This window comes from Pseudomonas tremae, assembly GCF_001401155.1.
Classification (GTDB): domain Bacteria; phylum Pseudomonadota; class Gammaproteobacteria; order Pseudomonadales; family Pseudomonadaceae; genus Aquipseudomonas; species Aquipseudomonas tremae.
This window is the reverse complement of the sequence record NZ_LJRO01000458.1, coordinates 349,455-364,705: the sequence shown is the minus strand read 5'-3', so window position 1 is coordinate 364,705 and position 15,251 is coordinate 349,455. Positions and strand designations below refer to the sequence as shown.

General features: G+C 57.6%; 12 protein-coding genes. 4 read left to right on the top strand and 8 right to left on the bottom strand.

Features of this window, described 5'->3' with window-relative positions; all coding sequences use genetic code 11:
* From ALO43_RS25775 to ALO43_RS25755, 5 genes are all read right to left on the bottom strand, one after another.
* Positions 1 to 901, bottom strand: a 901-nt coding sequence (locus ALO43_RS25775) for a Gfo/Idh/MocA family protein (protein WP_054998349.1), incomplete at its 3' end; no start/stop codon positions are given.
* Positions 902 to 995: 94 nt separating this feature from the next.
* Positions 996 to 1,763 carry an SDR family oxidoreductase gene (locus ALO43_RS25770; RefSeq protein WP_005892954.1) on the bottom strand — a complete coding sequence of 256 codons (768 nt, stop codon included), beginning with the start codon at positions 1,761 to 1,763 and terminating at the stop codon, positions 996 to 998.
* Positions 1,764 to 1,786: 23 nt separating this feature from the next.
* The gene (locus tag ALO43_RS25765) at positions 1,787 to 2,854 is read right to left on the bottom strand and encodes a phosphotransferase family protein (RefSeq protein WP_024671476.1); all 1,068 of its coding nucleotides are present in this window, start codon (positions 2,852 to 2,854) and stop codon (positions 1,787 to 1,789) included.
* A 208-nt stretch (positions 2,855 to 3,062) separates the two neighbouring features.
* Positions 3,063 to 3,380, bottom strand: a complete 318-nt coding sequence (locus ALO43_RS25760; protein WP_005892951.1) for an SCP2 sterol-binding domain-containing protein — start codon at positions 3,378 to 3,380, stop codon at positions 3,063 to 3,065.
* A gap of 54 nt (positions 3,381 to 3,434) precedes the next feature.
* Positions 3,435 to 4,145, bottom strand: a complete 711-nt coding sequence (locus tag ALO43_RS25755) for a histidine phosphatase family protein (protein WP_054998348.1) — start codon at positions 4,143 to 4,145, stop codon at positions 3,435 to 3,437.
* A 205-nt stretch (positions 4,146 to 4,350) separates the two neighbouring features.
* Here ALO43_RS25755 and sohB point away from each other — a divergent pair, with 205 nt between their 5' ends.
* Positions 4,351 to 5,373: a protease SohB gene (gene sohB, locus ALO43_RS25750; RefSeq protein WP_024671478.1), complete on the top strand. Its 1,023-nt coding sequence runs from the start codon at positions 4,351 to 4,353 to the stop codon at positions 5,371 to 5,373.
* Positions 5,374 to 5,697: 324 nt separating this feature from the next.
* Here sohB and ALO43_RS25745 read toward each other — a convergent pair whose 3' ends face one another.
* Positions 5,698 to 6,192, bottom strand: coding sequence for a DUF934 domain-containing protein (locus ALO43_RS25745; protein WP_005892947.1), 495 nt, complete (start codon positions 6,190 to 6,192; stop codon positions 5,698 to 5,700).
* Entirely contained in the window at positions 6,176 to 7,834 is a 1,659-nt protein-coding gene (locus tag ALO43_RS25740; RefSeq protein ID WP_005892946.1) for a nitrite/sulfite reductase, read from the bottom strand. The genes ALO43_RS25745 and ALO43_RS25740 overlap by 17 nt, the downstream gene beginning before the upstream one ends.
* A 556-nt stretch (positions 7,835 to 8,390) precedes the next feature.
* Between ALO43_RS25740 and ALO43_RS25735 the strand changes: the two genes are divergently transcribed.
* A complete protein-coding gene (locus tag ALO43_RS25735) occupies positions 8,391 to 9,491 on the top strand; it encodes an ABC transporter substrate-binding protein (RefSeq protein WP_024690023.1) in 1,101 nt (366 codons plus the stop codon).
* Between the two features lie 10 nt (positions 9,492 to 9,501).
* Here ALO43_RS25735 and metH read toward each other — a convergent pair whose 3' ends face one another.
* Complete coding sequence (metH, locus tag ALO43_RS25730) at positions 9,502 to 13,221, bottom strand: methionine synthase (protein ID WP_054998347.1); 3,720 nt, start codon at positions 13,219 to 13,221, stop codon at positions 9,502 to 9,504.
* A gap of 282 nt (positions 13,222 to 13,503) precedes the next feature.
* On the opposite strand from metH, the gene ALO43_RS25725 reads away from it, so the two are divergent.
* Together ALO43_RS25725 and nfuA are read left to right on the top strand one after the other, a co-directional pair.
* Positions 13,504 to 14,526, top strand: coding sequence for an acyltransferase family protein (locus tag ALO43_RS25725; RefSeq protein WP_032618867.1), 1,023 nt, complete (start codon positions 13,504 to 13,506; stop codon positions 14,524 to 14,526).
* A 70-nt stretch (positions 14,527 to 14,596) separates the two neighbouring features.
* Positions 14,597 to 15,190 (top strand): Fe-S biogenesis protein NfuA, encoded by a 594-nt coding sequence (gene nfuA / locus ALO43_RS25720; protein WP_053932564.1) that lies wholly within the window; start codon positions 14,597 to 14,599, stop codon positions 15,188 to 15,190.
* The last annotated feature ends 61 nt before the right edge of the window (positions 15,191 to 15,251 follow it).

The following is a 15,251-nucleotide window of genomic DNA, read 5'->3' as shown; positions in this document are numbered from 1 at the left end:
GCCCTGGCGCGCCAGGGCGGTAGATGCGCAGCTCGTTGAGGCGTTCCTGATCGTAAGCCAGCGTGCCTTGCGTGCCACTGATTTCAAAGCTCAGGTGATTTTTATAGCCATGCTTGAGCCAGCTGCTGCTGAACGTGCCACGAGCGCCATTGGCAAAGCGCAGCAATGCGTGCGTCTGGTCATCCACGGCGATGGTGCGCATTTCGCTGCTGCCCAGGCTTGCAGGACGTTGACGGTGTACGGTGCTGGCATCCGCACAGACCGCTTCGACATCGCCCATCAAATAGCGCGCCATCGCCAGCAGGTGGCTGCCCAGATCAGCCAGCGCGCCTCCGGCATGTGCCGGCTCGCATCGCCAGGACCAGGGTGAGGTCGGGTTGCCCATGAAGTCCTCGCTGAACTCGCCCTGAAAGCTGACGATGTCGCCCAGTTCGCCTGCTTCTATCATTTCTCTGGCGAGCCCGATTACCGGATTGTGCTGGTAGTTGTAGCCGACCTGAGTTACTACTCCAGCGGCCTTGGCGCTGAGGCGCATCTCGTTGGCCTCAGCCAGGCTGACGGCGAGCGGCTTCTCGCAATACACCGCTTTGCCGGCGGCGATGGCAGCCATCGCCATGGGGAAATGCAGGTGGTTGGGGGTGGTGATCGCCACGATATGGACCTGCGGGTCGTCGATCAGCTGTTGCCAGTCGGCATGGCTGCGATCAAAGCCCCAGGCCTGCGCGCAATGCTCGGCTCTGGCGCTGTCAGCGTCTGCCAGGGCAGCCAGACGAATACGGGCTGGCAATTCAAGCGCGGCATTGGCACTGCCGAACGCCAGCGCGTGGGCGCGCCCCATGAAACCGGTGCCGATAAGACCAATGCCCAGTTCAGGCCGGCTGGTGGATAGAGTTTCCCGCATGACACTCTCCAGAATGGATTGTTGTTATGCGGAAAATATATTCCAATTAAATAAATAATGGAAAATTAATTCATTATTCTGATAGTGATTTCGTTCAGGTCAGAAATCCGCCATCTACATTCAGCGCGACGCCGGTGGTATAGCTGGAGGCCTCGCTTGCCAGATAGAGAACTGCACCGGCCATTTCGCTGGGCGCTGCGACTCGCTTCAACGGGATCTGCGACAGGGCCATGTTCAGAATCGCATCGTTCTTCACCAGCGCCGAGGCAAAGCGGGTATCGGTCAGGCCTGGCAGCAGTGCGTTGCAACGAATGCCGAATTCCGCGCACTCCTTGGCGAACACCTTGGTCATGTTGACCACTGCGGCTTTGGTCATGGAATAGACACCCTGATAGACACCGGGCGACACGGCATTGATCGAGGCCACATTGATAATGCTGCCGCCACCGCCTTCACGCATCAATTTGCCGGCTTCTACGGACATGAAGAAGTAGCCGCGGATGTTGACGTCGATAGTCTTCTGGAAGGCGCTGAGGTCGGTGTCCAGCACATTACAGAACTGAGGATTGGTGGCGGCGTTATTGACCAGAATGTCCAGGCCCCCAAATTGCTGACGTACTTCTGCAAAAGCACGGGTTATCTGCTCCATCTCTCCGATGTGGCAGGCGATGGCGGTGGCTTTGCCACCCTCGGCGACGATAGCGTCAGCCACGGCCTGGCAGCCATCGAGCTTGCGACTCGATACGATGACATGCGCGCCTTGCTGGGCCAGCAACCTGGCGATGGCCTCGCCGATGCCACGACTGGCGCCTGATACGAAGGCCACTTTGTTGTCGAGATCGAACAGTTGGGTTCTGGACATTTGAATTCCCTGTGTTGACATCATCAAAGGCTGGATTTGGCGATCACGTTCAGACTCATTTGCTCAAGCAGCCGGTTCATGTCGATGAACCGGGCAAAGCGTTTGTCCTGGGTCTGGCCATGAAAAAAACGGTAGTAGATCTGTTGCACGATGCCGGCCAGTCGAAAAAGCCCGTACGTGTAATAGAAGTCGACATTGTCGATGCGCATACCTGAGCGTTCGGCGTAGTAATCGACGAACCCCTGGCGGCTCAGCATGCCTGGCGCGTTGCTGGGTTGACGACGCACTGCCTGTACCGGCGCAGGATCGTCAGCCTGAATCCAGTAGGCGAGGGTATTGCCGAGGTCCATGAGCGGATCTCCCAGCGTGGTCAGCTCCCAGTCAAGCACGCCGATGATGCTCATCGGGTCGGCTGGGTCGAGGATCACGTTGTCGAAGCGATAGTCGTTATGCACGATGCTCGAGGTGGGCGAGTCGGCAGGCATCTTGTCGACCAGCCAGCGCTTGACTTGCTCCCATGCCGGAGCATCTGGGGTCATGGCTTTCTCGTAGCGCTCCGACCAGCCCAGAATCTGCCGTTGCACGTACCCTTGTGGCTTGCCCAGATCACCCAGGCCGCAAGCGCGGTAATCGACCTGATGCAGGTTCACCAGCTTGTCGATGAAGCTTTTGCACAGGCTTTCGGTCTGCCGGGCATCCAGCCCCAGTTGCGGCGGCAGATCGGAGCGCAGAATAATGCCCTTGAGGCGCTGCATCACATAAAACTCCGAGCCTATCAGCGACTCGTCGGTGCAATGCACATAAGCCTCGGGGCAGAAGGGGAATGCGTCTTTGAGCTGATTGAGAATGCGGTATTCCCTGCCCATGTCGTGTGCCGAGCGCGCCTTGTGCCCGAACGGAGGACGGCGCAGCACCAGCTCTTTATCGGGGTACTGGATCAGGTACGTCAGGTTCGACGCGCCGCCTGGAAACTGACTGATAACCGGCACGCCCCGCAGCTCCGGAATATGAGCCTTCAGGTAGGGATCAATGAGGCCAGCGTCCAGCTCTTCGCCTGTGCGAATCTTGGTGGACTGATCAGTCAGTTCCATGCTTATCCCTTGTGCTTGTGCTTGTGCTTGTGCGCTGCTTCGGTCATTGAGCAATCTAATGGTCTGTAGAATCACCATCAACTCGGCTACAGCTTTATAGGCTAGCGTGTTGCCGAGCAATCAGTGTCCCTGATCACTGATATGCGCAGATAAAAAACCGAAGCGCCAGGCTTCGGTGTTTTTGAAACGGGGCGCGACGAATCGGCAGTTATACCGGAAACAGTTCGCTCAATTTCATGGCCAGCATCATGTCGCCTTCGGCGCGCAGCTTGCCGCCCATGAAGGCCTGCATGCCATCGGTCTCGCCGCTGACGATACCCTTGAGGGTTGCGCTGTCCATGACCAGGGTCACGTTGGCGTCCGGGTTCTCGCCTTCCTGCAATTCGCAGGTGCTGTCCTTGACGATCAAGGCATAGTGCTTGTCTTCGTCAGTGATATTGAAACCGAAGATCAGGTCCAGACCGGCAGCTGCAGCCGGGTTGAACTTTTCTTTCATGGTCTGTACTGCTTCTGCTACTGAGGTCATGTCTTGATCCTTTGTGGTAAGTGCTTGCGTGCGGAGGGATGCGATTGGTCGGGCTCAGCGATAGGTAATGAGCGCCGGCGTGTCGAGCAGTTGCAAGTGCGTGTAGCTGTTGAAGGCAGCCAGGGTAACGTCGGTGCCTTTGAACTTGAGCTGATGCAGCGATGTATTGACGATATGCCAGTGAAGCTCCAGCGCCTTCGATGCGGGCATTCCCGTTACAAGATGCAGCAGGGCGGTGATGGTCCCGCCGGAGGTGAATATGGCGATACGCTCATTCGGACCTGCAGCATGGAGAACTCTATCAAGGCCTGCCTTTACGCCGGCCACGAAACCCAGCCAGCTCTGCAACCCCGGCGTGTCATGCTTGCCACTCAGCCAGCGCTCGGTAATCAGGTTGAACAACCGGTGAAACCCTGCGGGGTTCCCGGCGACGTCGCGCAGAATATCCAGCGCTTGCGGTTCGTCGACGAGCATCGCCGGTATCAGCGACCTGATCACCCCTTCGGCGTCGAATTCATCGAAAGCGCTGTCGAGCTGCAGGGGAGGTGTGTCCAGGCCTGCTTCGGCATACTGGCCCAGCACATGCTGTGCGGTGTCTTTCTGACGCAGCAGGGCCCCGGACACGCAGCGGTCAAAGCTCAGGCCCAGTTTCGCAAGGTAAGCCCCCAGCACCTGAGACTGACGAATGCCCACGGGCGACAGTACGTCGTAATCGTCTGCACCAAATGAGGCTTGGCCATGTCGTATCAGGTAGATGCTGCCCACGTCCGGGTCACTCGGTACGTTGAAGGTCCAGCGAGGTTATGAGGGATGCCTGGGGACTGTCAATGAAAAAACATACGCTCGTTTGAAATCACCGTTTTAATGGTTTGTAACGGCTGGGCTGCTGGTGCGTCGAACAGGGCGTCGGTATGCTGCAGTCATCGCAGCCCCTGCCGCACAGGGGGTCTAACGCAAGTGAGGGATATTCGTGGATTTCGTTGTCGATTACGCAAGTTTTCTGGCTAAAACCGTAACGCTGGTGATTGCCATCGTGGTCGTGCTGGTCGCCATTGCGTCCATGCGTGGCAAGGGCCGACGCAAGTCTGCAGGACAGTTGCAGGTCACTCGCCTGAATGACTTTTACAAAGGCTTGCGCGAGCGGCTTGAGCAGTCGCTGCTGGACAAGGACCGTCTCAAGGCGTTGCGCAAGGAGCAGGGCAAGGCCTTGAAGAAAGAGAAAAAGCAGGCCGAGACCAAGGCTCGCGTCTACGTGCTGGACTTTGACGGTGACATCAAGGCGTCTGCGACCGAAAGCATGCGCCATGAGATCACTGCGCTGCTGACACTGGCGACTGACAAGGACGAAGTGGTGTTGCGTCTCGAGAGCGGCGGCGGCATGGTTCACAGCTACGGGCTGGCGTCCTCGCAACTGGCGCGTATCCGTCAGGCAGGCATTCCGCTGACGGTGTGCATCGACAAGGTGGCTGCCAGTGGCGGTTACATGATGGCCTGCATCGGCAACAAGATCATCAGCGCCCCGTTCGCCATCCTCGGCTCCATCGGTGTCGTGGCGCAATTGCCTAACGTCAACCGCCTGCTGAAAAAGCACGATATCGACTTTGAAGTCCTGACCGCTGGCGAGTACAAGCGTACGCTCACGGTATTTGGCGAAAATACCGAAAAAGGCCGTGAGAAGTTTCAGCAGGACCTGGACATCACTCATGACCTGTTCAAGAACTTCGTCGCCAGCTACCGCCCGCAACTGTCCATAGACGAGGTCGCTACCGGTGAGGTGTGGTTGGGCATGGCGGCAGTCGACAAACTGTTGGTCGATGAACTGAAAACCAGCGACGAGTACCTCGCGGAACGCGCAAAGAACGCTGACGTGTTTCACCTGCATTACGTGCAGCGCAAGAGCCTGCCGGAACGCATGGGCATGGCTGCTGCGACCTCTGTGGATCAGGTGGCTGCAAAGTGGTGGGGGCGTTTGACTCAACAGCGGTTCTGGTAGGAGTAACGACCCTAGTGCCGATGCTCAGCGCTCATCGTCATGCATAAGCCCGCTTTTGATTCTGGTTTCAGGCCGTGGGAGCTAAAGATACAAGCTTCAGGAGGTTACGACGCCTGCGATTGCTGCAAAAAGGGCCCTGAACTCGGTTCTTTCTGATGTATTGAATGCACTGGTCTTGCTGCCGGTTCCCGGCAGATCGCGGACAAGTCCGCTCCTGCAATTCCTGAAAATCATGGGCAGATCGTGGATAAGCGAAGCGTCGCCGGTTCCACTCCTGCGGCCTTTGGCCAGAAGCAGGAGTGGGCTTGCTTACAGCTTCGAGGGTCAGCGTCGCCGGAACAGTGGCAGAGGCTGATCAGCAGCAGCTTGATAGGTCACGGAGAAGTCCTTCAGACCTTCCAGCGCGTCGTACGGGTCTTTGTCCGGGCGCACCGCAAACGCGTCGAAGCCACAGCGGCGCATGTAGAACAGCTGATCACGCAACACGTCGCCAATCGCGCGTAACTCGCCTTTATAGCCATATCGGTCACGCAACAGGCGAGCGTTGGAGAAGCTTCGACCGTCAGTGAAAGCCGGAAAGTTCAGGGCAATGACCTGGAACTGATCGACATCGGCACCGATTTCCTCCGCTTCTTCATCGCTGTCCAGCCACACGCCCAGACCGCCATCGCGGGCCTTGAGGGCATGCGCGTGCTCGCGCCACAGCGCAAGCGGCACGATCAGGTCGTCGCAATTGGACAGGCTGTCAAAGGTGGTTTCCTTTGGCAGCAAATGCCAGGTCTCATCAATGACTTCGTCGTTCTTAATGATTCGCTGCATAGACACGCTCCTTGAAAGGGTCAATGCCAATCCGCTGGAAAGTGTCGATGAAACGTTCGTCTTCGGTACGTTTCTCGACGTACACATCGATCAGCTTTTCGATCACGTCCGGCATTGCATCCTGGGCGAATGAAGGGCCGAGGATCTTGCCAAGGCTTGCGTCGCGGCTGGCGCTGCCGCCCAGTGACACCTGATAGAACTCTTCGCCTTTCTTGTCCACGCCCAGTATGCCGATATGGCCCACATGGTGGTGGCCGCACGCATTCATGCAGCCGGAAATGTTCAGGTCCAGCTCGCCGATGTCGAACAGGTAATCCAGGTCGTCGAAACGGCGCTGTATGGACTCCGCAATCGGGATCGACTTGGCGTTGGCCAGTGAGCAGAAATCACCGCCAGGGCAGCAAATTATGTCGGTCAGCAGGCCTATGTTCGGGGTGGCGAAGCCGTTTTCACGCAACTCGTTCCACAGCGTGAACAGCTCGGCCTGCTCGACGTCGGCAAGGATGATGTTCTGCTCGTGAGATGTACGCAGTTGCCCGAAGCTGAAGCGATCGGCCAGGTCGGCGACGGCGTCCAGCTGCTTGTCGGTCAGGTCGCCCGGCGCTACGCCCGTCGGCTTGAGCGACAGGGTGACGGCGATGTAACCCGGTTTTTTGTGAGCCAGCACATTACGTTGGCGCCAGCGTGCAAAGCCTGGATGTTGAGCATCCAGCGCGGCCAGTTCGGCATGCTGGTCGCTGAGGGCCTTGTACTCGGGGTCGACAAAGTGCCGCGAAACGCGCTGCACTTCAGCTTCTGTGAGAGTGGTCTGGCCGCCGCGCAGGTGGGCCATTTCTGCCTCGACCTTTTCTGCGAAGACTTCGGGGGTCAGCGCCTTGACCAGAATCTTGATCCGCGCCTTGTACTTGTTGTCACGACGACCGTAGCGGTTGTAAACCCGCAGAATGGCGTCCAGGTAGCTGAGCAGGTCCTGCCACGGCAGGAACTCGTTGATGAAAGCGCCCACTACCGGCGTACGGCCCAGGCCTCCGCCCACCAGGACCCGGAAACCCAATTCGCCCGCTTCGTTGCGCAGCGGCTCCAGACCGATGTCGTGAACTTCAATGGCTGCCCGATCGCTGGTCGAACCATTGACGGCAATCTTGAATTTACGCGGCAAGTAGGCGAATTCGGGGTGGAAAGTCGTCCATTGACGGACGATTTCGCACCAGGGGCGTGGGTCGACGAGTTCATCTGCCGCGACGCCGGCGAACTGGTCGGTGGTCACGTTGCGCAGACAGTTGCCGCTGGTCTGGATAGCGTGCATCTGCACAGTCGCAAGTTCGGCAAGTATGTCGGGAATATCTTCCAGCGCGGGCCAGTTGAACTGCACGTTCTGACGGGTGCTGATGTGCGCATAGCCCTTGTCGTAGTCACGCGCAATCTTTGCCATCATGCGGGCCTGGCGCGAAGTCAGTTGTCCATAAGGAACTGCCACGCGCAGCATCGGTGCGAAGCGCTGGACATAAAGCCCGTTTTGCAGGCGCAACGGTCGAAACTCTTCTTCGCTCAGATCCCCGGCGAGATAGCGTCGGGTCTGATCACGGAACTGCTTGACGCGGTCCTCGATGATCTTCTGATCGTAATCGTCGTATACGTACATATAAGTCCTGTTCTCAGGCTTCGTCATGAAGCAGGTCCGATAACATGCGGTCAGGGTAAAAATGCCCTTCGCTTGCTGCCTGCGTCATCTGGTCGATTCTGCGCGCACGGCCGCGCACTCCCTGCGGAGCGGAGGCGACGATAGCAGTTTGCAGATATCGATAAAAGTGATGTTTATATATATGCAAATCACTAAAAGCGATAAGCAAATGGCCGCTTGTACATCTCCATGCTTGCCGTGTGGGCAAGACTCGACTTAACTGAGCATTGACCGGTGTTCAACCAGCACCGGCACACGATCTTTCATGTGCAATCAGCCACAAGACAAACAAGAGGCGATGCGATGAGCAAGCACCCCAAGGCAACAAAAACCGGCAGGTCCGTGGACACATGGGCGATTCTTTTTATTGTCATTCTGGCAGTGGGGGTCGCGATGTTCTGGGCCAGCGGCCGCTGACAGGCGCACAAAGAGTTTGCCCCGGACCTGCAGAACCTTGCAATTGCGGCCGATAGATCGCGTATGACGGTCATTTCCTGCGACCTCAAGGTTCGATGATATGAAGGTTTTATGCGCCCTCGCGCTTATGATTTCCGGCCTGATGTGGGTCGGTGCGACATGGGCCGCTTCAGTGGTGTTTTTGTGTCCCGGTTTTGAAACCGACGGCTACTGGCGTCCCTATGCCCGCGTCATGCAGGCCGCGGCTGACACAACGGGCATGTCGCTGGAAATACGCTATACGGATCGTGATACGCGCAAGCTGGTTGCGATGGCGCGCGAAGCGCTGCAAGGCAGCGAGCGCCCGGATTATCTGCTGTTCTCGAATGAATTGAACGTCGCGCCTGAAATGCTGCGCCTTTCGCAAGGCAGCGGGGTCAAGCTGTTCGCGGTGAACAATACGCTGACGGCCGACCAGGTCCGTATTCTTGGCGACTTGCCCTCGCGTTATCCGGACTTCATCGGCAGTCTGGTGGGCAACGACGAGGAGGGCGGTTATCAGACCGCCAAGCGACTGATCAGTCTGGCTCAGCCGACTGTGCCAGGGAATCCTGTCGAGATGCTGGCTTTCTCGGGCACCAACACCACACCGGTCTCGATTTCCCGTGAAAAGGGCTTGATGCGCGCGCTGTCAGAGCATCCCGAAGTCCATTTGCGACAGATCGTTCTGGGCGGCTGGCGACGTGATCGCGCGCTTGAGCAGGCGCGCGTGTTGTTGGCACGTTATCCGGATATTCGTCTGGTGTGGTCAGCCAATGAGCAAATGGCATTCGGCGTGATGGACGCCTTGAGAGAGCGAGGTGGCAAACCAGGCAAGGATGTCTTGTTCAGCGCGATCAACGGCTCGTCTCTGTCGTTGCAAGCACAGCTGAACGGGAGCCTTGATGTGGTCGCTACCGGACATTTCACTTTGGGCGGATGGGCAATCATTCTGTTGCATCGCTATGAAACCTCTCCACAGCTACTGCTCCCGCAGCCCCGCGCCCGGATTATTGATGTGCTGCATCTGGTCGAGCCGCAGGACACGCGACGTTTTCTGGAAGCTACAAGCAGTGAGCGTTATCGACTCGACCCGCAGGCTTTCGATAAGGCAGTCGTAGGCGAGCAGTCGCCCTTTTCGCTGAAAAGCATGTTGCCGCCTGTGGACGCAGGCGGCCAGTAAGCGTTTTGCGTTACTCGTCGTAGCCAAGGTTGGGGGCCAGCCAGCGTTCAGTGACACTCAGGTCTTGGCCCTTGCGTGCGGTGTAGCTTTCGACCTGATCTTTGTCGACCTTGCCTACAGCAAAGTACTGCGCCTGCGGATGAGCAAAATACCAGCCACTGACCGCAGCGGCCGGGAACATGGCGTAGTGCTCGGTCAGGAACACGCCGCTTTTACCTGGCGTGTGCTCCGGTGTACCTTCCGGTAGCGGGTCGAGCAAGGCGAACAGGGTGCCTTTTTCGGTGTGATCAGGGCACGCAGGGTAGCCCGGGGCAGGGCGAATACCCATGTACTGCTCCTTGATCAGCGCTTCGTTGTCCAGCGCCTCGTCTTTCGCATAGCCCCAGTATTCCTTGCGCACCTGCTGGTGCAGCCATTCGGCGCAGGCTTCGGCGAGACGGTCGGCCAGGGCCTTGACCATGATCGAGTTGTAGTCGTCGCCATTGTCCTGATAGGCCTTGGCCACTTCTTCGGCACCGATACCGGCGGTGGTGATAAAACCACCAATGTAATCGGTCAGGCCGCTGTCTTTGGGCGCAACGAAGTCGGCCAGCGAAAAGTTCGGCTTGCCGTCGGGCTTGATGGTCTGCTGACGCAAGTGGTGAAGCCTGGCCAGCGGTTTGCCGTCGTCGCCGTAGACCTCCAGATCGTCGTCATTGACTTGGTTGGCCGGCCAGAAACCGAACACCGCGCGGGCGCTGATAAGCTTTTCATCGATCAGCTTGCGCAGCATCTGGCGGGCATCTTCAAACAGCGCGGTAGCCGCTTCACCGACCACTTCATCGGTCAGGATGCGTGGGTATTTACCGGCCAGATCCCAGGAGATGAAGAACGGCGTCCAGTCGATGTACTCAGCCAGTACGTTCAGGTCGATGTCCTGCAGGATACGTGTGCCGGTGAATGTCGGCTGGGCGGGGGTGTAGTTTTCCCAGTCGAACTGCGGCTTCTTGGCCACCGCCGCGCCATAGCTAAGGCGTTCGGTGCGCGCGCTGCGTGCCGAGGTGCGCTCACGTACTTCGACATACTCAAGGCGGGTCTTCTCGATGAAAGCTGGCTTCAGCTCCTTGGAAAGCAGTTGGGTCGCGACACCGACCGCACGAGACGCGTCGGTGACGTAGATCACCGCATCGTTGCTGTATTTGGGTTCGATCTTGACCGCGGTGTGGGCTTTGGATGTGGTTGCGCCGCCGATCATCAAGGGCAGATGGAAATCCTGACGCTGCATTTCCCGGGCAACATGCACCATCTCGTCCAGCGATGGGGTAATCAGCCCGGAAAGGCCGATGATGTCGCATTTCTGTTCGCGAGCGACCTGCAGGATCTTCTCGGCAGGCACCATCACGCCAAGGTCGACAATGTCGTAACCATTACAGCCCAGCACCACGCCGACGATGTTCTTGCCGATGTCGTGAACATCGCCCTTGACCGTGGCCATCAGGATCTTGCCCTTGGCTTCGGGCTTGTCGCCTTTTTCCAGTTCGATGAACGGGATCAGGTGCGCCACCGCCTGCTTCATCACACGTGCCGACTTCACCACCTGTGGCAGGAACATCTTGCCCGCGCCGAACAGGTCGCCGACCACGTTCATGCCTGACATCAGCGGGCCCTCAATGACCTCGATAGGTCGTTTGAACCCCAAGCGCGACTCTTCGGTGTCCTGAACAATGTGCGTGGTAATGCCCTTGACCAGCGCATGTTCCAGCCGCTGGTTGACCGGCCAGCTGCGCCACTCTTCGGTTTCGGCTTCCTTGACGCTGCCATCGCCCTTGTACTTGTCGGCAATGGCCAGCAACGCATCGGTGCCTTCAGGGTTGCGATTGAGCACGACGTCTTCGACGCAGTCCCGCAGCTCGGCCGGGATCTGGTCGTAGATTTCGAGTTGGCCGGCGTTGACGATGCCCATGCTCAGGCCATTACGGATCGCATGCAGCAGGAACACCGAGTGAATGGCTTCACGCACCGGGTTGTTGCCGCGGAACGAGAACGAGACGTTGGACACCCCGCCCGAGGTCAGGGCATGCGGCAGCTCATCGCGGATATAGGCACAGGCATTGATGAAGTCCACGGCATAGTTGTTGTGCTCTTCGATGCCAGTGGCAATGGCGAAGATATTCGGGTCGAAGATGATATCTTCCGGCGGGAAGCCCACTTCATTGACCAATATGTCGTAGGAGCGCTTGCAGATCTCCTTCTTGCGCGCTTCGGTATCGGCCTGGCCCTGTTCGTCGAAGGCCATCACCACTACCGCTGCACCGTAACGCTTGCACAGGCGGGCGTGATGAATGAACTGCTCGACGCCTTCCTTCATGCTGATCGAGTTGACGATGCCCTTGCCCTGAATGCACTTGAGGCCGGCCTCGATGACTTCCCACTTGGACGAGTCGATCATGATCGGTACGCGAGAGATATCCGGCTCGCCTGCGATCAGGTTGAGGAAGGTCACCATGGCCTTCTTCGAGTCGAGCATCCCTTCGTCCATGTTGATGTCGATCACTTGGGCGCCGGCTTCGACCTGTTGCAGGGCGACTTCCAGGGCTTCGGTGTAGTTGTCTTCACGAATGAGGCGGGCGAAGCGGGCCGAGCCAGTGATGTTGGTCCGTTCGCCGACGTTGACGAACAGCGACTGGCGATCAATGGTGAACGGCTCAAGACCCGACAGGCGACAGGCTTTCGGGATGTCCGGAATTTCACGCGGGGCATAACCCGATAGAGCCTCGGCAATCGCCTTGATGTGCGCCGGCGTCGTACCGCAGCAACCACCGACAATGTTCAAAAAGCCGCTTTGGGCGAACTCTTCGATGATTTTTGCCGTCTGGCTCGGCAGCTCGTCGTATTCGCCAAAGGCGTTCGGCAAGCCAGCATTGGGGTGCGCTGAAACATGGGTGTTGGCCTTGTTGGCCAGTTCCTGCAGGTAAGGTCGCAGTTCACTGGCACCCAGCGCGCAGTTCAGGCCAACCGAGACCGGTTTGGCATGGCTGATCGAGTTCCAGAAAGCTTCGGTAGTCTGCCCCGACAGGGTACGGCCTGAGGCGTCGGTGATAGTCCCGGAAATCATGATCGGCAGCTCGAAGCCCAGCTCTTCGAACACGCCCTGCACGGCAAAGATTGCGGCTTTGGCGTTGAGTGTGTCGAAGATGGTTTCAATCAGGATCAGATCGGCGCCGCCTTCGATCAGGCCCTTGGTGGCCTCGGTGTAGTTCTCGACCAGTTCGTCGAAGGTGACATTGCGATAGCCAGGGTTGTTGACATCCGGAGACAGCGAACAGGTCCTGCTGGTCGGGCCGAGGACACCGGCGACAAAGCGTGGTTTGTCGGGGGTTTCGAGAGTCTTGGCGTCTGCCACTTTTCGCGCCAGCCGGGCACCTTCGACGTTAAGCTCATAAACGATCGACTCCATGCCGTAGTCGGCCTGGGACACCTGCGTCGCGTTAAAAGTGTTGGTCTCGAGAATGTCGGCGCCCGCATCCAGATAAGCCTTTTCGATGGCGCCTATCACGTCTGGACGCGTCAGGATCAGCAGGTCGTTGTTGCCTTTGACGTCACTTGGCCAGTCGGCGAAGCGCTTGCCACGGTAGTCCTGCTCCTCGAGCCTGTAGCTCTGGATCATGGTGCCCATGCCGCCATCGAGGATCAGAATCCGCTGTTTGAGAGCAGTAAGAAAGGCTTGATGGCGGGCGCTGCGGTCAGACATGAGGGCTACCTTGAGAAGGTCGATGCTTTAAATGACGCGATGATAGCAAACCGGAGCGCTTTTGGTGGTGTCGCGGTTTTCCATGAAAATCATTCATGTTGCCTGTGGCTATGGATTTGTAAAGAAAGCCATATGGAACATGGCCTGCAGCCATTATCACTTCCTGAACGAAACGCATCTTGCGCGATCTTTTTTCCAAAATCGTGGTCGGAAATGGTGCGCGTCGTGTGTCCGGCTGCAGGCCGGTGCACGATTGAAAGTCAGGCGGTAGAGGTTTTCGCAATGTTGATTTCAGTTCAGGCCCTGCGGGCGTTTGCCGCGTGGGTCGTGGTGTGTCACCACTTCATGCAGATTTTTTTCGATTTCAAGGCCAGTGGCCCGATTGGTGAGTTCTTCGTTTCCAAAGGTGCAGTGGGCGTCGATATCTTCTTCGTCATCAGTGGTCTGGTGATTTTTCTCTCTACCCAAAACAGCGACATGCCAGCCCGGCGCTTCATCCTTCATCGCTTGATCCGCATCGTACCGGCTTATTGGCTGTATACCGCTGCGATGGGTTTACTCCTGCTGATCGCAGCGCCAATGCTGCCCCACCAGGTCATCGGCTGGCAGAATTTCCTGCTGTCACTGGTGTTTATCCCTTCGGAAAACCCCGGCGGTTACGGCCTTTATCCGACACTTAATGTCGGCTGGACGCTCAACTACGAAATGTTTTTCTACCTGCTGTTCTCGATGGTGTTCCTGTTCGAGCAACGCCACCGGCCGTTGATTATTGCTGCCGCGCTGTTTGCGGTCAGTGAAGTGCTGGCAAAGGCAGGGCTGATCAGCCGGTTCTACGGCAATGACATCGTTTACGAGTTTCTCCTCGGTATCGGTATAGGCATTCTCTATCGACGTGGATGGATCAAACAGGCGCTCTGGCTGCCTTTGATAGGCATTGCGGTCGGGCTGTACGCTATTAATAGCCTGACAAACGAGCACCGTCTGCTCAACTGGGGTCTGCCCAGCGCATTGATCGTTTTGTCATGTATTTCTCTGGAGCCCTTTTTCAAAGGCAGTCGCCTGCTCAAGGTGCTGGGGGATTGCTCGTATTCGGTTTACCTGTTGCACGTGCTGGTGCTGTATGGCGGATTGTTGATGGCGCAGCGTTTCGGCTTGAGCCCTTACGTGGTGTTCGCCTTTTGCGTACCGATCATCGCCATCGGCGCTTGGGTCAGCTATGAGTGGATCGAGAAGGGGCTCTACCGACGAATGAAGGGCTGGCTTGACGAGCGGCGCTCGGGCGGTCGGGTTCAGGCATTAACCTGACAAAAATACTAGGACTTTGTATGGCGCGGCCGATTGGCGTAAACTGCCAGCACGTCTGCGAGGAATTTTCATGACCGCTATCACTATTACCGACGCCGCCCACGATTATCTGGCCGATCTGCTGGAAAAGCAGAATACCCCGGGCATCGGCATCCGCGTATTTATCACTCAGCCCGGCACTCAGTACGCCGAAACCTGCATTGCCTACTGCAAACCGGGTGAAGAAAAACCGGACGACAAGGCCATTGGCCTGAAGAGTTTTACCGCTTGGATCGACGGCTTCAGTGAAGCCTTCCTGGACGACGCCGTTGTCGACTACGCAACCGACCGCATGGGTGGTCAGCTGACCATCAAGGCGCCGAACGCCAAAGTGCCGATGGTCAATGCCGACAGCCCGATCAACGAGCGAATCAATTACTACCTGCAAACCGAGATCAACCCCGGGCTCGCCAGTCACGGTGGTCAGGTTACCCTGATCGACGTGGTCGAGGAGGAGACGAAAAACATCGCCGTGCTGCAGTTCGGTGGCGGTTGTCAGGGTTGCGGTCAGGCTGATGTCACGCTGAAGGAAGGTATCGAGCGCACATTGCTGGAGCGCATACCCGAGCTGTCGGGCGTCCGCGATGTAACGGACCATACACAGAAAGAAAACGCGTACTACTGATTCGTCCTTGCTGCAAAAAAACGCCCTGATTATTCAGGGCGTTTTTTTGTGTGGCAGACTA

Coding starts and splice junctions, on each gene's coding strand:
- ALO43_RS25770 (WP_005892954.1), bottom strand. CDS start 1,763: ATGTCCAGAACCCAACTGTTCGATCTCGACAACAAAGTGGCCTTCGTA.
- ALO43_RS25765 (WP_024671476.1), bottom strand. CDS start 2,854: ATGGAACTGACTGATCAGTCCACCAAGATTCGCACAGGCGAAGAGCTG.
- ALO43_RS25760 (WP_005892951.1), bottom strand. CDS start 3,380: ATGACCTCAGTAGCAGAAGCAGTACAGACCATGAAAGAAAAGTTCAAC.
- ALO43_RS25745 (WP_005892947.1), bottom strand. CDS start 6,192: ATGCAGCGAATCATTAAGAACGACGAAGTCATTGATGAGACCTGGCAT.
- ALO43_RS25740 (WP_005892946.1), bottom strand. CDS start 7,834: ATGTACGTATACGACGATTACGATCAGAAGATCATCGAGGACCGCGTC.
- ALO43_RS25735 (WP_024690023.1), top strand. CDS start 8,391: ATGAAGGTTTTATGCGCCCTCGCGCTTATGATTTCCGGCCTGATGTGG.
- metH (WP_054998347.1), bottom strand. CDS start 13,221: ATGTCTGACCGCAGCGCCCGCCATCAAGCCTTTCTTACTGCTCTCAAA.
- ALO43_RS25725 (WP_032618867.1), top strand. CDS start 13,504: ATGTTGATTTCAGTTCAGGCCCTGCGGGCGTTTGCCGCGTGGGTCGTG.
- nfuA (WP_053932564.1), top strand. CDS start 14,597: ATGACCGCTATCACTATTACCGACGCCGCCCACGATTATCTGGCCGAT.